At 51.4% G+C, this 19,968-nt stretch carries 12 protein-coding genes; 8 read left to right on the forward strand and 4 right to left on the reverse strand.

Annotation, left to right across the window (positions count from 1 at the left end; translation table 11 throughout):
* From FBQ85_10360 to FBQ85_10375, 4 genes are all read right to left on the reverse strand, one after another.
* Window positions 1–2,091 (reverse strand): DUF3352 domain-containing protein (locus tag FBQ85_10360; GenBank protein MDL1875551.1); only part of this gene is annotated, 2,091 nt, incomplete at its 3' end.
* A 334-nt stretch (window positions 2,092–2,425) separates the two neighbouring features.
* Window positions 2,426–2,665: a hypothetical protein gene (locus tag FBQ85_10365; protein MDL1875552.1), complete on the reverse strand. Its 240-nt coding sequence runs from the start codon at window positions 2,663–2,665 to the stop codon at window positions 2,426–2,428.
* Window positions 2,662–3,999, reverse strand: coding sequence for a SpoIID/LytB domain-containing protein (locus FBQ85_10370; protein MDL1875553.1), 1,338 nt, complete (start codon window positions 3,997–3,999; stop codon window positions 2,662–2,664). Before FBQ85_10370 ends, FBQ85_10365 begins: the two co-directional genes overlap by 4 nt.
* 161 nt (window positions 4,000–4,160) lie before the next feature.
* Window positions 4,161–4,949, reverse strand: coding sequence for an isoprenylcysteine carboxylmethyltransferase family protein (locus FBQ85_10375; protein ID MDL1875554.1), 789 nt, complete (start codon window positions 4,947–4,949; stop codon window positions 4,161–4,163).
* A 798-nt stretch (window positions 4,950–5,747) separates the two neighbouring features.
* Here FBQ85_10375 and FBQ85_10380 point away from each other — a divergent pair.
* The 8 genes from FBQ85_10380 to FBQ85_10415 all read left to right on the forward strand — a co-directional run bounded on the left by FBQ85_10380 (window position 5,748) and on the right by FBQ85_10415 (window position 19,566).
* The gene (locus FBQ85_10380) at window positions 5,748–7,622 is read left to right on the forward strand and encodes a hypothetical protein (protein ID MDL1875555.1); all 1,875 of its coding nucleotides are present in this window, start codon (window positions 5,748–5,750) and stop codon (window positions 7,620–7,622) included.
* A 114-nt stretch (window positions 7,623–7,736) separates the two neighbouring features.
* Complete coding sequence (locus tag FBQ85_10385; GenBank protein ID MDL1875556.1) at window positions 7,737–10,298, forward strand: hypothetical protein; 2,562 nt, start codon at window positions 7,737–7,739, stop codon at window positions 10,296–10,298.
* Window positions 10,299–10,334: 36 nt separating this feature from the next.
* Window positions 10,335–11,612: a hypothetical protein gene (locus tag FBQ85_10390; protein MDL1875557.1), complete on the forward strand. Its 1,278-nt coding sequence runs from the start codon at window positions 10,335–10,337 to the stop codon at window positions 11,610–11,612.
* A gap of 45 nt (window positions 11,613–11,657) precedes the next feature.
* On the forward strand, window positions 11,658–11,900 hold the full coding sequence (locus FBQ85_10395; protein ID MDL1875558.1) for a hypothetical protein: 243 nt from the start codon (window positions 11,658–11,660) through the stop codon (window positions 11,898–11,900).
* 259 nt (window positions 11,901–12,159) lie between these two features.
* Window positions 12,160–12,489, forward strand: a complete 330-nt coding sequence (locus FBQ85_10400; GenBank protein MDL1875559.1) for a hypothetical protein — start codon at window positions 12,160–12,162, stop codon at window positions 12,487–12,489.
* Window positions 12,490–12,798: 309 nt separating this feature from the next.
* Window positions 12,799–15,252, forward strand: a complete 2,454-nt coding sequence (locus tag FBQ85_10405; GenBank protein ID MDL1875560.1) for a hypothetical protein — start codon at window positions 12,799–12,801, stop codon at window positions 15,250–15,252.
* Between the two features lie 110 nt (window positions 15,253–15,362).
* Window positions 15,363–16,010, forward strand: a complete 648-nt coding sequence (locus FBQ85_10410; protein ID MDL1875561.1) for a hypothetical protein — start codon at window positions 15,363–15,365, stop codon at window positions 16,008–16,010.
* Window positions 16,011–16,056: 46 nt separating this feature from the next.
* Window positions 16,057–19,566: a T9SS type A sorting domain-containing protein gene (locus tag FBQ85_10415; protein ID MDL1875562.1), complete on the forward strand. Its 3,510-nt coding sequence runs from the start codon at window positions 16,057–16,059 to the stop codon at window positions 19,564–19,566.
* The last annotated feature ends 402 nt before the right edge of the window (window positions 19,567–19,968 follow it).

Below are 19,968 nucleotides of genomic sequence, written 5' to 3' on the forward strand. Positions count from 1 at the left end.
GGTGGACTTGAACAGCGCAAACAACGGATCGATGCGCAACTGCAAATCCGCTTCATCGAAGAGATGTGTTTGGCGATCATATGCCATGAGATAGCTGCGGTAATTTTCAAAAAAAGATTCGGCATTGAAGTATGCTACGGCATTTTCCGGCGTGCTTAGCCGCGTTCGCAGCGCTTCGAAGCGCGGATTTTGCGCAATAGCTTCTGCGCGCTGCTGGCCCGCATCGATTGCAGCACGCAGCGTGGCGCGATCAAATGCCGTCAGCAAATACCCGTCAACAATGGCAAAATTCGGCTCAAAACTTGTCGGACTCTTGATGTAGTGAATGCGGCTGCCATTGTACTCTTCCACTTGCATTTCTTCCTTGGGCGAATAGAAATAAGTCATCAAACGCTTGACATAGGCTTCCATGCCTGCAGGCTCACGCAGGCGCACACCTGCCAGTTGCCGCCAGAAAAAGCGCGGCCCGGTGGTATCGATGCCGGCAAAGAAATAAAGCATCTGCCGGTCGAGCTTGCGCACGAGATCGCGTTCGAGATTCAGATTGCTGCGCGTCTCAAATCCTTTGATGGCCTCACGCTCGGCGCGCATGGTGGTAACGTATTGCCAAAATTTTGCGGGTTCAATCGCGGTGGTCGCATAACAAAAAACAGCGTCCCCCGGAATAAAACGCAGGGTTTGATCTTCGACCGGCGGTATTGTTGGCGCCGGCAACGAATCCGGCAACGCCTCTTGCGAGACAGTTATCGTCTCTCCCGTGATTTCTTGCAAAGCATTTGCTACCGTGCAGGCAAGGCTGGCAGCGTCGTGCCCGTTGCGACTGATCTCAAAATATTTTTCAGGATCAACATACGCCAACAAAAACGAAGCCGGCTCAACTTGCGGCAGTGATTGTTGCAATGCCGGTTGGTAAGCCAGGCTGTTCTCATCGGAGTCGAGATAGGAAGAAATCGCGCGGGCCAGCAACTGCTGGTTGTTGGAAAGCACCAAGAAACCGTCGACCACCGCATACCGGAACATCGAACCCCGGCGCCGCGATGAAATGTCGAACATGGCTTGCTTGCGATAGATCTGTTTCGTCACGGTAAGATCGCCGCTTTCAAATTTACCCAATGCGGCCAGCACATTGGTCACGGCTTTGGCTTTGAGATTCGCCGGTGTGACCAACAGCAAACGAGCTTCCTTTTCCGCGCGATACGAGGCCACGCAAACCTCGTCACCGAGCGGATCGATAAAGTAATTAAAATTGCCGCCCAGCAAACCGAGTTGCTTGTCGAGTTGTTCCCACAAGGCAAAGACTTGCTGATACGGCTCTGCGGCTTTGAAATCCTGCCAGGCTTGCAGCGTGACAAGCTGTTTGACAAACGTGGAGTTTTGCAGCTTCTCCCAATGTGTTTTGAAATTCGGCGCGAACAGACATATCTCGAATTCTGCCGGGACAAACAACGCCAACTTTTCACGCTCGTTCAAATTGCCCGGCGGCGCCTGGGCCGATTTCGGATAAGGCGTAACTTGCAGGTTGAACTCCGTGCCCGCATTTGCCGAAACCACGCGGCCGTGCGCCGTCAGATACGCCGTATCGCGAAAAGGAATATACTCGGCGCGCTTCTGTGTTTGCAAGCTGGAATGCAATTCGCGCAATGGCCCAACGGCGGCCGGGGTGCGCAATTTCATCAACGCCAAAACCGCTTCTTCCACATCCCACGAGCTTTCATCTTTGAGTTTCGCCACGAGTTTTTGCTCGCGACTCGCCTGCGCCGTTTCAAAATCGCCGAGCATGCGCGTGGCCAGCAGGCGGTTTGTGGTTTCTTCGTCATCGGCAAGTTTTAGCAGAGAGGCAAGTTTTTGATCGCTGGAGAGAGAATCATACGTCGTGCCGGCTTGCCGGCGCACGGCTTCAAAAAATTTTTCTTCGTCGGCTTTGGGTTTCTGCAACTCACGCAAGACGATTTGCGGCGCCATCACTTCCTGCACCACCGGTGTTTCGGCTTTTTCACCGCCCGCTTGCCGCTTCTTCCAGAAAAAAACACCGGCAGCAATAGCGACGACGAACAAGCCTGCCGCAAGCAAGTAGTAATGTTGTTTTTTCATAAAAAGCCTTTGTGTACGTTTGGTTGCTGCCTTCGACAAGCTCAGGCAGCGGTTTCTCGTTGGCTGAGCCTGTCGAAGCCAACGAGCCTTGTCGAAGCCAACCTCTCTGCCTTCGACAAGCTGCCTTCGACAAGCTCAGGCAGCGGTTTCTCGTTGGCTGAGCCTGTCGAAGCCAACGAGCCTTGTCGAAGCCAACCTCTCTGCCTGCGAACAAGCTGCCTTCGACAAGCTCAGGCAGCGGTTTCTCGTTGGCTGAGGTTTCACCGTTGGCAGAGCCTGTCGAAGCCAACTTCCCTGCCTGCAAAAAGCTGCCTTCGGCAAGCTCAGGCACCGGCTACTCGTTGGCTGAGCTTTCACCGTTGGCTGAGCCTGTCGAAGCCAACTTCCCTGCCTGCAAAAAGCTGCCTTCGGCAAGCTCAGGCAGCGGTTTCCCGTTGGCTGAGCTTTCACCGTTGGCTGAGCCTGTCGAAGCCAACTTCCCTGCCTGCAAAAAGCTGCCTGCGGCAAGCTCAGGCAGCGGTTTCCCGTTGGCTGAGCCTGTCGAAGCCAACGAGCCTTGTCGAAGCCAACTCAATCATTGCTGCTGAGATTATGTTCATACTTTTGCAGCATTGTCTTGGGAAAATAGTGCTTCAATATTTTCTGATAGGAATGCCCGGCGCGCGCCATGCCCATGGCGCCGAACTGGCACATGCCGACGCCATGGCCCAATCCTTTTCCAATAAAAACATATGTGTTGTTTTCAAGTTGCAGATCAAACGCCGTGCTCTTCACCGAATTCCAACCCAAAACCCGGCAAACCACGGCGCGAAATTTTTCACCGCTGACGAGATGAAGCGATTGCCCCATCAACGCCAGCTCGCGCACACGGCCATCCGAGTTGCGTTTGCTAACGCCGAGAGCCACGATCGGCTCGCCCAGTTCCTGTTGCCACAGTTGCAGCAGGCTGTCGGCTTTCATGCGCAATTGCCAACGAAAATGCGGCGATTTTGCGCAGTAACTCATGCGCCGCGAGGAATCGGAAACGCTGATTAAGTAAGGATGATCAAACTCGCTCGACCACACGTCGAGATCATTGGCCGTGCGTCCGCCGCACGTCGAGCTGTAGAAAATTTCAATCGGCAGGTTTTTATAGGTGAGAATTTCGCCGGCGGTGCTCGCAATCGCATGTTGAATCGTCGAATCGACGCCGGCGCTGCCGGCATAACGCTGGCAATGCGTCAGATCGCAGGCTTGATAACCCTTTTGCTGATGGCGCCGCCAATTCTTGAGAAGGTAAGTGCGCGCCGCCACAGCCTGCGCTTGCAATGCGGCAAACGGCGCTTGCCGCAACTCCGCCGCTAACACGCCGGCAAGATAATCCTCTTCCGCCAGCAAGTTGACGATGCACAGCTCATTTCCCGAAACATAAATCTTAAAAGCGCCAGCATACGGCCGCGCGGCGAACCTTGCTTTACCATTGCGATATTTCACCGCAGCGAGTATTTGCCCTGAAGTCGTTGCGACGGTGATGGTATCAGCCAACGCTGGCGCAGGGTCAAAATCATCGTTTAGAACTTGCACGCGGCCTCCCTGCCGCACAACGCGAATGGGCTTCGTTGTGTGCCGCGCGGTTCCCTGCGCGTCTCGCACAACGAACACGGGCAGCGCCTCGCCAAACGAAACAGCCGCCGGCTCTGCCGCACCTGCGCCGCCATGCAGCCTCGCAGGCGCAATATCCGCGTTGTTCGACCGCAGGCCGTTTGCCAGGAAATTCCTGAACGCTGGTTCTGCGAGTTTCAATTCAAGAGCTTGCGGATGCAAAATCTCAAACAGGCGAACCGCAATCGTCGGTTGCGGCAGCGCTGGTTGAGCAAAAAGCGCATGAGAAAATAGCCCTCCCAAAAGAATAGCTCTACGGATCGACATTCCTGTCCTGCCTGAAAAAGTTGAAGAGAATCAAACATTCATTTTGATCGGGGCAAATATACTAGCATTGCTTCAGGTAAGCAAACGGAATATAAACAGGATTTGGGGTTAAGCATGTAGCATTGTAACTCCAACAATCCAGTCCCCCAATTATGCGGAGACTAGGCCGGCCACAATCTGGGAAAGAAACGCGGCGTTTTGGCGGCATATTGCGCATAAGCTTCCCCGAATTCCGCGGCGACTTCGCGCTCTTCGCGCAACGCCAGCCACACATAAGCCGCCATCAACACCGGCCACAACACCAGCATCGTCACGGTCGGCCAGTGCAGCAGCCAGCCCAGCGTGAAAAGAAACATGCCGGTGTATTGCGGATGGCGGATAAAACGGTAGATGCCGTGCGTCACCAACTCTTTGGCTTGGTGAATTTGTATCCAACCCCAGGCAATCAATGTGAGTCCCAGGAACGACAGCAACGTGCCGAGAAACGGCCCGGCATGCCCAAGGTGCTGATGCGCCCACTCGCGCAATGAAGGCACTTCAAACAGCGGCGACAGCAAAAAGATGAGCAACGGCCAGCCGAACATCTCCGTGACCAATGCCAGCACGAATGCAATGAAGGCGCCCTGCGATTTCCACGTTCCCTTGGTCGAACGGCGATACGGCAGCAGCGCCAGAAATGCAATCATCACGACCAGATTCAACCCGATCAAACCGCCTCGGCCGAAATGCTCTTGCACCCATGCCACGGTTGCCGGGCGCCCAGCGTGACCGAACAATTCAATGCCATACAATGCTGCAAAAATCACCAATGCGATAATGCCGGCCCAGGTCAAAAATTTTGTTTTCATCGCGCCTACCTGCCTTCCCTGAGATTCACTTCTGTTTATTTGATTGATCAATAATCTGTATCCATCCGAAAATACTACAACCTCGGTTTCGCAGAGGTTCATTGAGATTTGAGGTCGTGAGAAAACCTACAGCGTTTTTTAAATGCGTGTACAGGATTCGTAGCCCTGCCCCCTTGTGGGGCATTGTCGCAACCGCGAATTTCATGGCTTCAACAGCCGCCCACAAGGGGCGGGGACTACAAACTCTGTTCATCCAAATGAAAAACGCTGTAAGCTGCAAAGGCAGCGGCCAAGCCGTTGCAGGAACACAGCCTAAAATACAATGTTTTTAAACGGACACAATTGAAAAATGCCTGGCAAAAACCAACGCATTTGAACAATAGCGTAATAAACTCGCGCAACTTTCAATATCGTAAATCCGCGCCATGCACTCATAAAAAAATAACCACTTGCATACTCCTCAACCCAAAAATTTTCCTAAATTTCAATTGACAATCTTATGTGACAGTTGTATATTCGCGGCACTCTTTGGGGTAGTCTCCATCAAAACCCGGGTAGCTCTGCGCGAAAGAGCTTAGGAGACTCCCAATTCTCCTACCTAATTCACTGCATCGTTCTCCTCAAGGAGAATGCTTCTCCCATTGGTCTGCCCAGTGAGGTAGATTCTCCGTAACGTCGATGTACAAACGAAACCGGAATTCGTCCCAGAGGTTGCCGCTGTCTCAGCTTCATTTAGATTTGTTTTGCGTCGCATTTTCCATGTCCAGCGCCGTACTGTTTCGCCGACGGCTTGATTCATTTTCTTCAGGAGGAAGTCATGAAGCCATGCAACTTTTTTTCACATTCGCGAGTTAGTAGCCTCCTTTCCGGGCACTGGTTGGCTGAACATAAGGATCTTTTGTGAAGCGATTCGGCGAATTTCTCTTGAGCCTGCTGGCTCTCCCCTTCCTCTTGCCGTGGTATCTGGCGGAAAAGCTGTTCGAATATTTCATTCAGCCGCTGATTTTCAAACGCTATCGCATCGGACTCGATGCCCGCAAGAGAAGAAACGTTCGTCTCGCCATTATCGGCGCCGGCGCGCTCGTGCTCGCCTATCTCGGTTGGAAATTTTGGCAGGTGAGCCAACTGTTTCCCTCGATTTTGGCATTCCTGTCCAAAGGCCACGTTTATTTTCTGGCGATATTCAACGACGCCATTCGCCTCGCGCAAACGCTGATCTGGCCGCTCAATGTTACCTTGACGTTCATCCAGGGCAGGCCCGTCGATTTATGGCATCTCGCGCTCGCGCTGTACTTTTGTTTTCTGCCGGTTTTGTTCGCGTTCAATCTCGTGTTGCGCATTTTCACCACCTCGCGCTCGCTGGGTAAGGCGGTCACGCTGCGCAACGAGGCCGTGCGCGATGTTGACATCGTGCGCTTCGCGGAAAAGGCCAAACCCGACGAGATTTTCATCGGCATCGACATGAACCGCAACAACGCGCCGTTCTTTGTCAAACGCCAATGGCTCAAAGGCCACGCGCAAATCATCGGTGCGGCGGGCAGCGGCAAAACCGAAAACATCATTCAGCCGATTTGGTTTCAAGAAGTGCGGCGCAATGTCGCCACGTTCGTGATCGACGGCAAAGGCTCGCGCCGCAATCTCGACCGGTTTTACACCATTGCCACTTCGCTGGCCCAGGGACACGAGGTGTTTTATTTCAATCCCGGCGATCCTGATCGTTCCGCGACTTACAACCCCGTGCTGCGCGGCAATCCCGGCGAGATTCGTCAGAAAATTATTGCAAGCTTGAACTGGGCCGAGGCTGCCTCCGGCGCAAAAGAGCGTACCTCGTTTTATCTCGATTTGATCATTCGCGCCATCAAAGAAACCGGGCGCTTCATCAGTCTTGAAGAGATTTATCAATATTTCACCTCAAAGACGCATTTGCACAACGAACTGCGCAAGCTGCGCAATCGCGCGGCTTACGAAGGCCTGTTCGAGGTGATGGAAAATTACGCGCGCTTTCAAACCGAGACCGAGTTTCTCGCCACGGCGCTGCGTGAGGTTTGCCAGTCAGATTATGCCTGGCTGTTGGATACCGACGAGCCGGAGATCGACGTTGCCGATATTTATCTGCGCCGCAAGGATTGTTATTTCACACTGCCAATGCACAGCGGCTCGCCGGCCATGCACTTTCTCGGCCAACTGATTTTGCAAGATATGGCTACCAGTTTCGCGCGCGTCACGCTCAATCCCATGTCTGAGGCCGGCTCGGGCAACGAGGGCTTGCTGATCATCGACGAGCTGGCGCATTTCGTCAATCCCGGTTTTATCGAGCTGCTGCGCGTGTGCCGCAACGCGCAGGTGAGCGTATGTTACACCAATCAATCGTTTGCCGAGCTAACCAATCCAGCATTGCATTTGCATACCTCTTTTGTGGAAGAATTGGCAGATCACACCAACGCGACGTTTTGCTTTCATCTCGGCAGCGTGGAGAGCATTCGCACCGTTATGCAGCGCATCGGACAAAGCAGCAGCAAAGCTGAGGCAGAACCCGCGCCTGCGCCCGCCGCAAAGGGAAAACACAGGCCCGGCCTCAGCAAAGAACCACCCGCAGCAAGCAGAAGCAACATAGCCATCACCGAAGATTTGCTCAAACATCTTGAAGTTGGGCGCTGCCTGGCCTTCATCCGCCAGCCGCGCGTTCTTGCAATTTTGAAGACGGGCTATTTCAAATTTGAAAAACCGCTGAGTTTTGAGGGAAGGAAGAGTGAAAAATTGGTCACAACGTCTTAAAGATATAGAAGTAAGGTCTTTTTGTTTTGACTTCAGCTCAAAAGCGGGTGATTTGAGAAGTCTTACGAGCAAACACTCTAGCCCGTGGAGTACTTGACAAAAAATGGAGGGATTATGAAAAAGTTTTTAAGCAAACAGTCGTTCGGTTGGTCAAATCTTTTCTTTGTTGCCATGGGTTTTGCACAGCAATACGTTCCTCCTATTGACCAATTTCAATGGCAAAATTCCTCCATTGGCGGCGGCGGTTTTTGCATGGAAATTCGGCTTGATCCGTTCGACAATTACGCTCAAGACGGCAATCCCGTGCTCTATCTTGCCACAGACGTATCCGGCGTTTATCGTTCGTTTGACAAGGGCGTAAGCTGGGAAATGTCGTTTTATGAAGCCTCCTTGGAAAAGAACACGTTGGCGCGATACGCCACAAGCCTCGCTTTTCGCCCGACCGGCACGCGCCGAATTATCGCCGGAACAGTTGAAGGCATTTATTTGTGGCGAAACAGCAACGCTACGTGGAAGGGCGCCGTCATGCCGGCATCGCCGGATAGCATTGCTGATGAAGATGGCCTTTATCCGTGGATTGGCGTGATTCGTGAAAACCCCTATGACGCGACGGGCTTGGAGATTCTTGCCGGCATCGGTGACGTGCGTGATCGGCGTTTCGGCATGAGTGCGGTGCTGCGCTCCACCAATACTTCTGTTGAGCCGAACAGCTTCGAGCTGGTGCCGATAGACAATGCAACTTCGAGCAAAGAGATTGTTTATGATCTCGATTTCTACGAATACAATGACACGACGTATACCTTTGTCACCACGAATCGCGGCATTTATCTCAGCAAGAATATGTTCGAGGCGGCAACTCCTGAGGGCGTAACGTTCACGAAGGTCAGCGCAAGCTTGGATAGTTTACGCAGCCTGGTTCTGCTGCCTGAGACTACTGCCAGTGATTCCGTTGTCGCTTTCGTGACGCGCTATGACCCGGCTGGCAGCGGTTCTCATCCTGGCGGTCTGTATCGCAACATCGATGTTTTGCGCAGCACAACGTGGACGAAAACTTCTTCGGATTTGAACCGGTTGGAGAATATCAGCGCAAAACCCGGCAGCACCATGGACGATTACGAAATCTTTGTCTCGCGCAAAAACATGTCGTGGCTGGGAGTAAGCGTCGATGGCTCGGTGGTTCAAATTGCCGACAAAAACTCCAACGTGCACAACGGCTATCGGGAGAGTGACGTTGACCTGCGTTTCGGCAGTTTCACCGTGGCTGATAACGGCGACGTTTACGGCGCATGGGGCTATGGCCCGATCAAAGCGCTGGCGGAAAGCGAGCCGGACGATACCCGCGAATACGCGCAGATTTTCACCAAGAGTAAAGGCCTGGACGCCGACGGCGACAGCACTTACCAGACCATTGGAATGGATGAAGTATTCAGTATTGGCTTGTTCGCTTTTGACCCGGACAATTCCAATATCGTTTTTGTAGGCACAACGGATAACGGCTTGTTGCGCAGCATGAACGGCGGCCAAACCTGGTCGCAACGAAGATTACGAGATGATTCTTTATGGACGGCCGATTATGGCGCAGGCAACAGTACCCAAACAGTTCACCACGTCGCTGTGCGCAAGTTTGCTGATACGTTAATGGTTATCGCCTCGGCAGCAGTGAAGAGAAACCCGAATGTAAATGAACGCTTTGGTGAATTATTGAAGGCAAAATGGGATGGCGGCAAGGGCGACGAAAATGATTGGGAGATAATCGGTGGAGGCAGAAATATTGCAATAGGCACAAATTATCGTGATCTGCCCAGTGGTGCAATCCCCGCTTTTGTATTCGACAAAGTTGGCGCAAATTCAGATTCCGAGCGGGTTTATTGTGCGGTCCGGGGTGAAGGCATCTTCTGGGGAACAGTCACAGGGGATTCCAGCGAAAGTTTTGTAGAATTGGACTTGAGTGATGTCATAGATGAAGAAAACATCACCAACGCCGACCGCAAAATCAGCGTGTACAATTTTTCGCGCCTGATGTTCGACCCCGGCGGCAATGATACGCTTTATGCCGCCCGTAATTGGCCCGCAGGCGGGGTGTTCAAAATCATCCTCGACCGTGTCTCTGCCGACACCGTTGCGGTGGATACCGTAATTGAAGCGATCGATTCTCGCTTCAATAAAACCGCTCAAATCAGCACGGATTATGAGAATGTGACTGCCGAGGTTCATTCTCTGCTCGTCACAGAAGATTATGTCTTTGCCGGCGTCAGTATGGGATCCGATTTTTCTTTGGGTTATTACGGCGGTTTGATACGCTGGCGCAAGAGTGATCCACCGGGCGAATGGGACTGGGTGATTGGCGGGCCAACCGGCCAGGCTGATTCACTAATCAGCATTGGCGGCATCGTCGAAGACCCGGAAGACCCGGGCAATGACTTTTGGGCGGTTACTTATCGGCACGGCCTCAAGGGTGTTGACAATTACAAGCTGATGGGATTGTACAAAAGCACGGATGGCGGCGCGACATGGGCCAAACAAACCCAACCGCAAATAGAGGCCAACAAGCTCAAATTTGCCAACGGCGTTTCCATGGCATTTGTGCCTGCTGGAGCAGCGACACACAACAAACTTCTTTTGATAACAACGGGCAACGGGATTTGGATCGGCACCCGTAATTTGCCGCAACAGTAGCTTATTCAGGAGATTTTTCACACAGGAGGTTCAATTATGAAGGCACTAACTTTTAAGGTAACATTCTGCCTCTTGCCGACAGTTCTAGTGCATGTAATCGTAGCACAACCGACAAATAGTGGTCTGTACGATGTTGCTGTACTAGATACTTCCACAGTCATCGTTGTTGGCGGTAACGGAACGTTGTTGCGCACGACAGATGGTGGAAACAACTGGGCACAACAAATAAATTCGGCAAAGGCTTTTCTGAGCGTTCATTTTGTTGATGAAAACAACGGATGGCTTGTGGGAGAAGACGGAGTCGTATTCAAAACCACCAACGGCGGTAAGAAGTGGCTAAGACAAACGCTCAATGCACCTGAGCTACATGCGGTATATTTTGTTGATTTACAAATTGGCTGGGCTGCCGGCGCAAATGGTTTTATTGCGAAAACAATAAGTGGCGGGGAGTCATGGCAGATTCAAAATTCCGGGACGGCTAATGGACTTTTAGATATTTGCTTTTTCGATGCTGACACCGGCTGGGCGGTTGGCCGGTCATCCACAATTTTAAAAACCATAAACGGAGGGAATGTATGGGAAACAAAGTTTACGGGGAATAGCAACTTATTTTCGGTTTTTTTTATCAATGCAATTACTGGATGGGCGTCACACACTTCAACCAGCCTATCCTATACAAATGATGGTGGCGAGAATTGGATTGGTCGAGCTACAACACCTGATCAAATAATCACACTGGCGGTTTTCTTTTCAAGTGAACAACAGGGCTGGTGTAGCGGGAGTGGCGGGATTATAGCGACTACTGATGGCGGTGTTACGTGGAATCGTCAAATCAGCATTTCAAATAGTGTTTTGTGGAGTATTGATTTCATTGACACTCACAATGGGTGGGCAGTCGGTGAGCATGGAGTAATCTTAAAAACCGCCGACGGCGGCCAAACCTGGCAGCAGGTCACCGGACAACTGGTGGGTGTCGAAGAACAGCAAGAGAGTTTGCCATTGGAATTCAACTTGCGGCAAAATTATCCCAATCCCTTTCGCGTAGAAGGAGCCAGCGGCCAAGCAACGACATTAACCTACACATTGTCGCGTCCCGCTCACGTGAGCATCGCGGTTTATGACGTGTTGGGCCGCGCGGTAGCCGTGCTCGTTGCAGAAACAAAACCGGCAGGCGCTTTTGAAGCAAGCTGGAACGGCCGGGATCACAATCAACAGCCGGTCACCGCTGGCATTTATTTCTGCCGGATGGAGATTACGCCGGCTGGCTCGAGCCAACGATTGATGCAACAACGGAAAATATTGGTGTTCAGATAGTATCAACTCTTCAAAACCACTTCGGCAAAATTCAAGGAGGAAACCATGCAAACCATCATTCAAGCCCTCAATCAACTGACCAATGCGCTGTTGATCCTGGCCTCGCCGGTTATGGTCATCGCGTTGATCATCGCCGGCCTCAACATGGCCAGCGCGGACGGCGGCCGGCATGAGAAAGCCAAAAAACAACTCATCGGCGTGGCCCTGGCAGCCATCGTGGTGTTCGGCTCCAAAGCCATCGTCTCCGCGCTGGTGTCGTTCGTGCCCGGCGCGAACGTGTCGTTTTAAATCAGCGATCCCGACAACCTCAAGCCGTACAACGCCGAAGGCGTGAAATGATTATAGATTCAGATCAATTCCCAGGCCGAAACCCCGTCAGGGGTGACATGTTTGCACAACGAGGCAACATGCCACCCTTTCAGGGTTCCGACAAAATTCATCGATCATTTCTATAAACATTCCACCCCTGTCGGGGTTTGAAATTGTCTTCGCCTCATGCTGCGGCGAATTTCGCTTGCACTGAATTGACGAAACACGCGCTTTGCCCATGACCGAAAAATGCTATCGTGAAATCCAGGCGCACAGCCAGCTCGCGGGCGTCAGCCCGATCGAGGCCATCATCCTGCTGGCCGTGCCCATCGTGCTTGCGCCGTTTTTCACGCTGATGGACATCAACCTGCTGTTTGCCTTCGTGATCGATATTTTCGTCTACGCCCTGCTGCGTTTCAGCAACCGGCTGTCGGGATTCGATCACGGGCTGGTGTCGTTCCTCAGCTTTCATTTCATCTGGCCCAAGCAGCTTTCCGGCTTCAAGCTGGATGAACATGACTATCTGCGGAAAAAAACCGAGCAGGAAAAACAAGTAAACGCTGCCTGAGCTTGACTTCGGCGAGCTCAGGCGAGCCGTCGAAGGCAGCCCCGATGGCTTCGACAGGCTCAGCCAACGGCCAAACTCAGCCTGAGGCAAGGCTCGACAGACTTGACTTCACAGCCTCTCGTGTAATTGTCATTCTGAAAGAATCTTCAGGAACGTAGTCCTGCCCCCTTGTGGGGCACTGTTACAACCGCAAAGTTTCCGGTTTAGACAATCGCCCACAAGGGGCGAGGACTACAAATCTGCTCATCAATAATTCCTGCGGAATGACACACTGAGGAGGCGTCATCTAAGAATCATGAACTAAACTGAATGGCAGCAACCAAACTCACAGAGCGGCAGGCTTATCAAAACCGGCCGGCGCTGGCGCAATACCTGCCCTACCTCGAGGTGCTGGACGATTTCATCGTCAAGAAAAACGGCAACCTCGTGGCGGGCTTCGAATTGCTGGCGCTCGACAACATGAGCCTGTCCGCGGATGCCTACGCCAGGCTTTGCGCCAATCTTGAAAACGTGTTGAATGCGATCGACGAAGAAGTTAATCTGCAATTCTCCTCGTTCTTTGACTATTTCCCCTATCAAGCGGATTTCGTCTACACCGAGGATCCCACGCTCGATTTCTTCAAGCAGCAACGCCACAAGTATTACGGCTATTTCAAATACTTGATGTGCAAGATGTACGTGTTCGTCGATTTCGAGGCGGGCAAAAACCTGCGCACGCCCTACAATATTTTCGCCTCGAGCGCGAGCATCAAAACCCGGCTGCGCGCGGAACACGAGCGCCTGGTGCTGGAAAAGACCAACGCGCTGAAAACCATTCAGGCCGCGCTCGAGGGCACGGGCATCAAGCTGCGGCGTTTGCGCAACAACGATCTGGCCACCGTGCTACATCGCGCCATCAACATTTCCGCCAACGAATTCACCGGCAGCCTGCGCGGCAAAGCCACCAACAACGAATTGATTGCCAACGATTGCCAGGTTGACAAAGGCTATCTCCGCATCGGCAATCAATACGTCGCGTGTCTCTCGCTGAGCTTGCTGCCGGAAGTTACGCGCGATCACATCACGTTCAACGGCATTCCGCTGCCCTATCTGTTTCCGCTGCTGCACAATCTCGCGTTTCCGCATCGCGTGGTGTTTACGACGCAGAATCTCGACATGGAAAAGGAGACGGCGCGGCTGAGTCGCCAGCTCAATTTCTCGCGCTTCATCATGAACTTTTCGCGCCAACGCGAAGGCCGCAAAAGCGAGGTCAAGTTCCGCGAGCTCAACGAGCTCATGGACGAGATTTACACGCAGCACAAGCGCCTGGCGACCATCAGCCTGAACGTGCTGGTGTATGACGCTGATCTCGAGCGCTTGAATCATAAGATCAATCAGGCCCAGCTCGCGTTCGGGGCGGTGGACAAGGCCCAGGCCGTGCTCGAAACCATCGACGTGCTACCGATTTTCATCAGTTGCCTGCCCGGCAACGGCGCCGAGAATTATCATCGCCTGGTGGTGAAAACCGCGAACGCGGCCCAGTTCATCAACCTGACGAATTTCAATCGCGGCTATCATCGCGGCGTTTTGATGAAGAACCGCAACAACGAGCCGCTGCTGTTCGATTATTTCGACCAGAATTTGAATTCGTGGAACAGCATCATCGTGGGCCCGACCGGCACCGGCAAGAGTTATTTGATGCAGGCGCTGCTGCTGCAATTGCTCGAGCAGGGCGTGAAAGTTTTTGGGCTGGACGTCGGCGGCGTGGGCGACATGGGTGGCAGCTACAAAAAGATGATCAAGCTGCTCAACGGCCGCTACGTCGAGCTCAACGTCGATCATCCCATTCCGCTGAATCCCTTTGCGCTGGTGAAATCCCAGGGCGTGGTCGACACCAAAAAGCAGCTTTTCCTGCGCGCGTTCATCGAGAAACTGATTTTGGAGCGCGATCAAACCTCGATCTCGAAAGTCGAGCAGGCCTTCATCAGCAAGGCGATCGAAAAGTATCTCACGGAATTCAACGGCAGTCGCAATCTCAAAACCTTCGTCGACTTCTTCAGCCAGCAGGTGGACCCGGATGGCTACGTCGACGTCAGGCTGCTCAGCCGCAAGATGTATATTTATACCCACGGCGAGTACAGCCGTTTTCTATGCGCCGATGACATGATCGACATCCGTGAAGATTTAGTCTGCTTCGATTTGAAGGGACTCGAAACCCATCCGGATTTGCAGGGCATCATCGCCATCATCATCACCGGCCTGCTGTGGGATTTGATGGAGCGCAACCTGGCGCACAACAAAGTCATTTTCGCGGACGAGCTGTGGAAGGTTTTGGATGACAACTCGACCATCGGCCATCTGGTGGTGGAATTGTTCCGCACCGCGCGCAAAATGGGCGCCGGCATTTTCGCGATCTCGCAGTCGATTGAGGATATTGATTCCGTGAGCTTTTCCGCGCCCATCAAGGACAATGCGCTGAATCATTTCATTCTGGCGCACAAACCGAAACAGATGGAAACGCTCGGCCGCGCCTTTGGCTACGGCGAGCGCGAGCTGGCGTTGATCTCCAGCCTGCAGCGCGGCGAGTTTTTGCTGGATCGCGACGGCCGCGTGACCGTGTTGCGCGCGGACATGAGCACGTACGATCATTACTTGTTCACCACCGACCGGCAGGAAAACAATTTATTGGAGGGGAAGCTGAAAAAGCACGAGGGCAATCTCATCAAAGCGATCAAGGAGATTGCGTACGAGAAGGACGTTGAGTTGTCACCGTATTTGTTGTGAAAGAGTGATCGATTCGATAGCTGAGTAATCGGACAATTGCTATTATACTGGGAAAATATGAGCCTTCGTCGTTTGCTCAAGAGAGTAGGCTCTTAGCTCAAGGTATCCAAATGAAACAAATAACAAGGTCCGTCAGTGTTTTTACTTTTCTTGGGCTGGCCATTTCTTTTTGCTCATGTGAGCGAAACTGCCCCATGCAATCAGATGAAATTACAGGTAATTATATTTTCGTTGAGAGAGTTATCATAACCGACGCCGTGGTTCTTGCCGGCGATTCAACCAGGGTCAGACCATCATGCTTTGAACCATCACTGTTTTACGATTTTTACCCCGAAGAAAAGGTGCTTGAATATAGCCTTGGCCCGGAAATGCCGGTGAATAAGGATCTCGAGCTTGTTTTTGGCGATAAACACTTTTATTTGCCGCCTTACGCCGGTTGTGGTGGGGGATCAATTCTTCTGACCCCTGTTTATTACTTACACCCTATCGTGGCTTTGGATGGTTCCATGATCATTAATGAGTTCGACAAAACTTCTGGCCGTATCGGAATTTCCTATTCCCCACAAACATCGGAAATTCTGTTAAATCCCAGCGAAACTTTTCAAGAGACCTTTGAAAATATACGGTGGGTGAGATTCAGTAGATTTGACGGTGGCGCTTTCATCTCGGACAGCGCATTGGTAAAATACGTTGATCGAGTTGTCGTAAAAAATTGGGGTTTTGCCCCTAGGAATAAGATCGTAAGGAAAGCTCCATAAAATAATATCAATTCCAATCTTTGGTATTTAATTCAAGGAGGATGCGATGAAAAGGGTTTTCTGTCTTTATTTGGCCGCAATAATTTTTTGCTGCATAACTCCTTCTGCCGCACAGATGTCTAAAGATAATCAGCAGGTGTTCATTTTATTATCATCTTCTCATTCAGATACTTTAGAATACGTCATTCAAAAGATTGAGAAATGGGGAGGACACATTGTTCATATTTATCCACCCCATGTCCTTATCGGTTATCTCGAATCAACGATGGACGTCGAATTAAACAGCCAAAGTGAATTGCGAATCTTCAGAGATGTGATTGATTCTTCTACATTGAACACTTATGGAAATGATGTAATAAATGCTGCATTCGCCTGGAATAACAATTTTATGAATATGGCTCGCGCCAATGGATTGGAAGTTGAGCCTACTACGTCACCTCAACCTGTAGCGAATTGTATATTAGAAGTTTCCAGCAAACGTACTAATAGATTGCAATCAAAGTTGGATAAACCTCAAGGCGCGGGGTTTTATGATAATAGTGAATTTCTATACGGCAGCATCTCAATCAATGTGATATTGGTCGAAAGCACCGGCAACGGGGAAAATTGGAGTGCTACCCGCGAGACGAACGTTGTCAGTGAGATTCAGGCTGCCATGAACTGGTGGTACAATCGAGACACACGAGCCAATTTGTCATTCACGTATCATTTCATCTACGGTCGGACGGATTCTCGAGCACAGACAAGCTATGAACCTATCACAATGACATCTTTTGATGAGGAGCTTTGGATCACTGAAATCATGGAAAATTTCGGGTATACTCATACTGGATATTATGATGACGCCGTATACGGTTATGTTAATGACAAAATTGATAGTGATAATACAAATTGGGGGGTTCTAGTATTTGTCGTTGATGATCTAAATGATTCTGATAACATGTTCCCGAATGGTTATTTTGCTTATGCGTTTTCACTCGGGGGCCCACATTTCGTTATGACCTATGATAATGACGGCTATGGAATTGCCAACATGGATGCCGTTACGGCACATGAATTTGGGCATATATTTTATGCAAGGGATGAATATGCACCTAGCGGGGATGATTGTAATGCCTATAGCGGCTATTTGAATGTTCAAAATCGCAATAGTCTCGTGGGTGGCTGTCCAGACTTAGGGCTTGCCTGTATCATGAGAGGTCAAATTACTCCCTATGCAAGTGGATCGGTTTGTTCATATTCCAGAGAAACGGTTGGGTGGCGTGATTCTGACGGCGATAATATCTTTGATATCGTTGATACTCACCCCAATACTTTTTTAAATACTTTTTCTCCTGATCCCACTTATAGTAAAATGCCTTATTACTATTCTGGCACTGCTGCAGAAGTGCCTTTAAATAACTTGAATCCATTGGGCGCTGGCAATGATATTTCTGTAAACCCCCTCACAAGCGTTCAATATCGAGTAGACGGAGGAATTTGGCAAAATGCTTCAGGGACCGAGAATTACGACTTTTTTGCCCTCGCAGCAACCTCTCCATACTGGGGAGATGGTCTTCATACGATCGAAGCACGAGCACAAAACTCACAAAGTAATTCAGATTTATCACCAGCAAGCGACCAGCTTACTACGCAAGCGCATTTGCGCTCAAATTCCGCCCTTGCATCAGCATCCAACAATCAGCGGAAACTGGCTTATACAAGCTACGCGCCTGCCAAGTTTCATCTCGTCTATGAAGACGTGGGCGAAATTTACTATACTTTTTCCACCGACAACGGCACCACCTGGAGCAACGAGATTTTACTCAGCTCAAGCGACGGCAACAACAAATATCCTTCAATCGCTGCGTATCAAAATAAAATCTACGTCATTTGGCAGCGCACCACGAGCACGAACACCTACACGATTTATGTGCGGCGTTACACTGGCAGCAGTTGGGCCGGCCGCCAAACGCTCGGCAGCGCGAGCTTGACCACGGGCAACAATCCTCTGCCCGTCATCACGTTAAAAGAAGTTTACGTTGGTGGAGCTTACAAAATCAGAACGCTTGCCGTGTGGAAAGGCGCGAGCGCGTTGCGGTTTCGCACCTCGGATAATGACGGCGCAACCTGGGCAACCGAAGCCTCGGTGCCCAACACTTCTTCCACCACGAAGAATCCCAGCCTCTCCGCGGGTTTGTTTTTCGACCGCGCTTATCAAGGCGCATATCTTGCTTACGACGACGGCAGCTTGATCCGACTGGCGACCTACTCCACTTCCTGGGCCATCTCAGAAACGCCGCCGGGCAGCATCACGAGCTACGCCAATGCTTCGCACGTCATGGCCGGAGCATACGAAAATCCGAACGGTCATGCGCACGTGGCGTGGCAGGGCGTGGACCCCGTTTCCGGGCTGGAGGGCGTCTTTTATCAGCGTAAATCCGGGATAGATGGGAGTTGGTCCGCGGTGCAGAGTTATGTCGACGACGGCTATCGATTGCCGGTTATCACGCATTTGGCCTCAAATAATCTTGCCATGTATTGGGACCGCTTCGGCTTGGTTTACAAAGCGACTTACACCTACAGCACCAACAGTTGGTCTGTCTCGCAAAATTTTGCCAGTGGCCAATATCCGACGCTCTCTGCGGCGTTCGGTAGCACGCATCCTTCGGGGAAGTCTGCCTATGTGGTCAATAGTAGCGCACCCTACAAAGTTCAGATCGGGACGGAGACGCTGCAAAAAGGAATGGAAAGTAATGGCGCTTACTCGCGTCGCGTGGCTGTGGCGGACACGACGGGTGCAATTTTCCTTATCGATGTCGGCAATGTTTATTTTCGCACCAAAAGTGGCAATTCGAAACCGCTGAGCTTCGTTGCGGTGGATGACACGTTGCTGACTCTGCCACTGGAAGAATATTGGAACTATTTGGAAACGCAACCCGCCAGCATCACAAACGATGAAGACAGCTTGATTGCAGAGATCAATGTGTATGCTCAAAACCCGAAAAATTTGCTCGTTGCCGGAACGAATGCCATGAGTTTGAGTTTTGAGATAATGAATAGTGACAGCGCGAAGGCGATTGCCAATTTGGGCAACACGTTGACTTTCGACAAATCCGGCAACGCCGCGTTTCGCCTCGCCGGGAAGATTTCTTCGCTGGCGGGCAAGAACATATCTCTGCGCCCGGCGTTGCAGGGCCTTGCGAAAACGAGGCAAGATTTCTACTACAGCCTGATTCACGTGCATTATGATGATGAGTTCAAAAAGCCCGCTGCACCGGGAAGCCCGGCTGCGCCGGAGTTAGAGCGGATCACGGCATATCAACTTCATCAGAATTATCCGAACCCGTTCAATCCCAGGACGACGCTTCGTTTCGATCTGCCCGAGGCCGGTCACGTGAGCTTGAAAGTGTTCGATCTTTTGGGCAACGAGGTGATGACATTGGTGGAAGAAGATAAAAATGCCGGCGTGCATCGAGTAGAACTGGACGGCGTTAAGCTGCAAAGCGGCGTTTATCTCTGCCGCCTGCAAGCCGGTTCGTCCACGCAAACGATCAAAGTCACGTTGTTGAAGTAGGCCATAAAAGGCGCTCAAAGTCAGAATAAAATACGGTGGCAACGAACGCTTGAACGGTTTTGCCCATAATAGTTTTGCCTAAAATTTTTTTCCAGTGCCGCCCCGCATCGGCGGGGCTTCAGTTTTCACTGGTTTGAAAACTGGCGTAGGCTCTTACCCTGTTAATTTCGATTGCATATGCCAAACAAATCTTTTACAACATGCAAGACTCCAACAACGAAAAAGCGCTCACGCAGAGATGCGGAGTCGCAGAGAACAAGCAAAGGCTTTCTTTGCGGAAACTTTGCGCCTTTGCGCCTTTGCGTGATAGTCCTTTTGCCTTTGATTCCAAGCTTGGCGCACGCCCAGTTTTGGGATCCCAACACCAGCCTGATCCTGAGCACCCTGCGTGAGATTTCGGTC

The organism is Cytophagia bacterium CHB2, from assembly GCA_030263535.1.
Taxonomy (GTDB): Bacteria; Zhuqueibacterota; Zhuqueibacteria; order Zhuqueibacterales; family Zhuqueibacteraceae; genus Coneutiohabitans.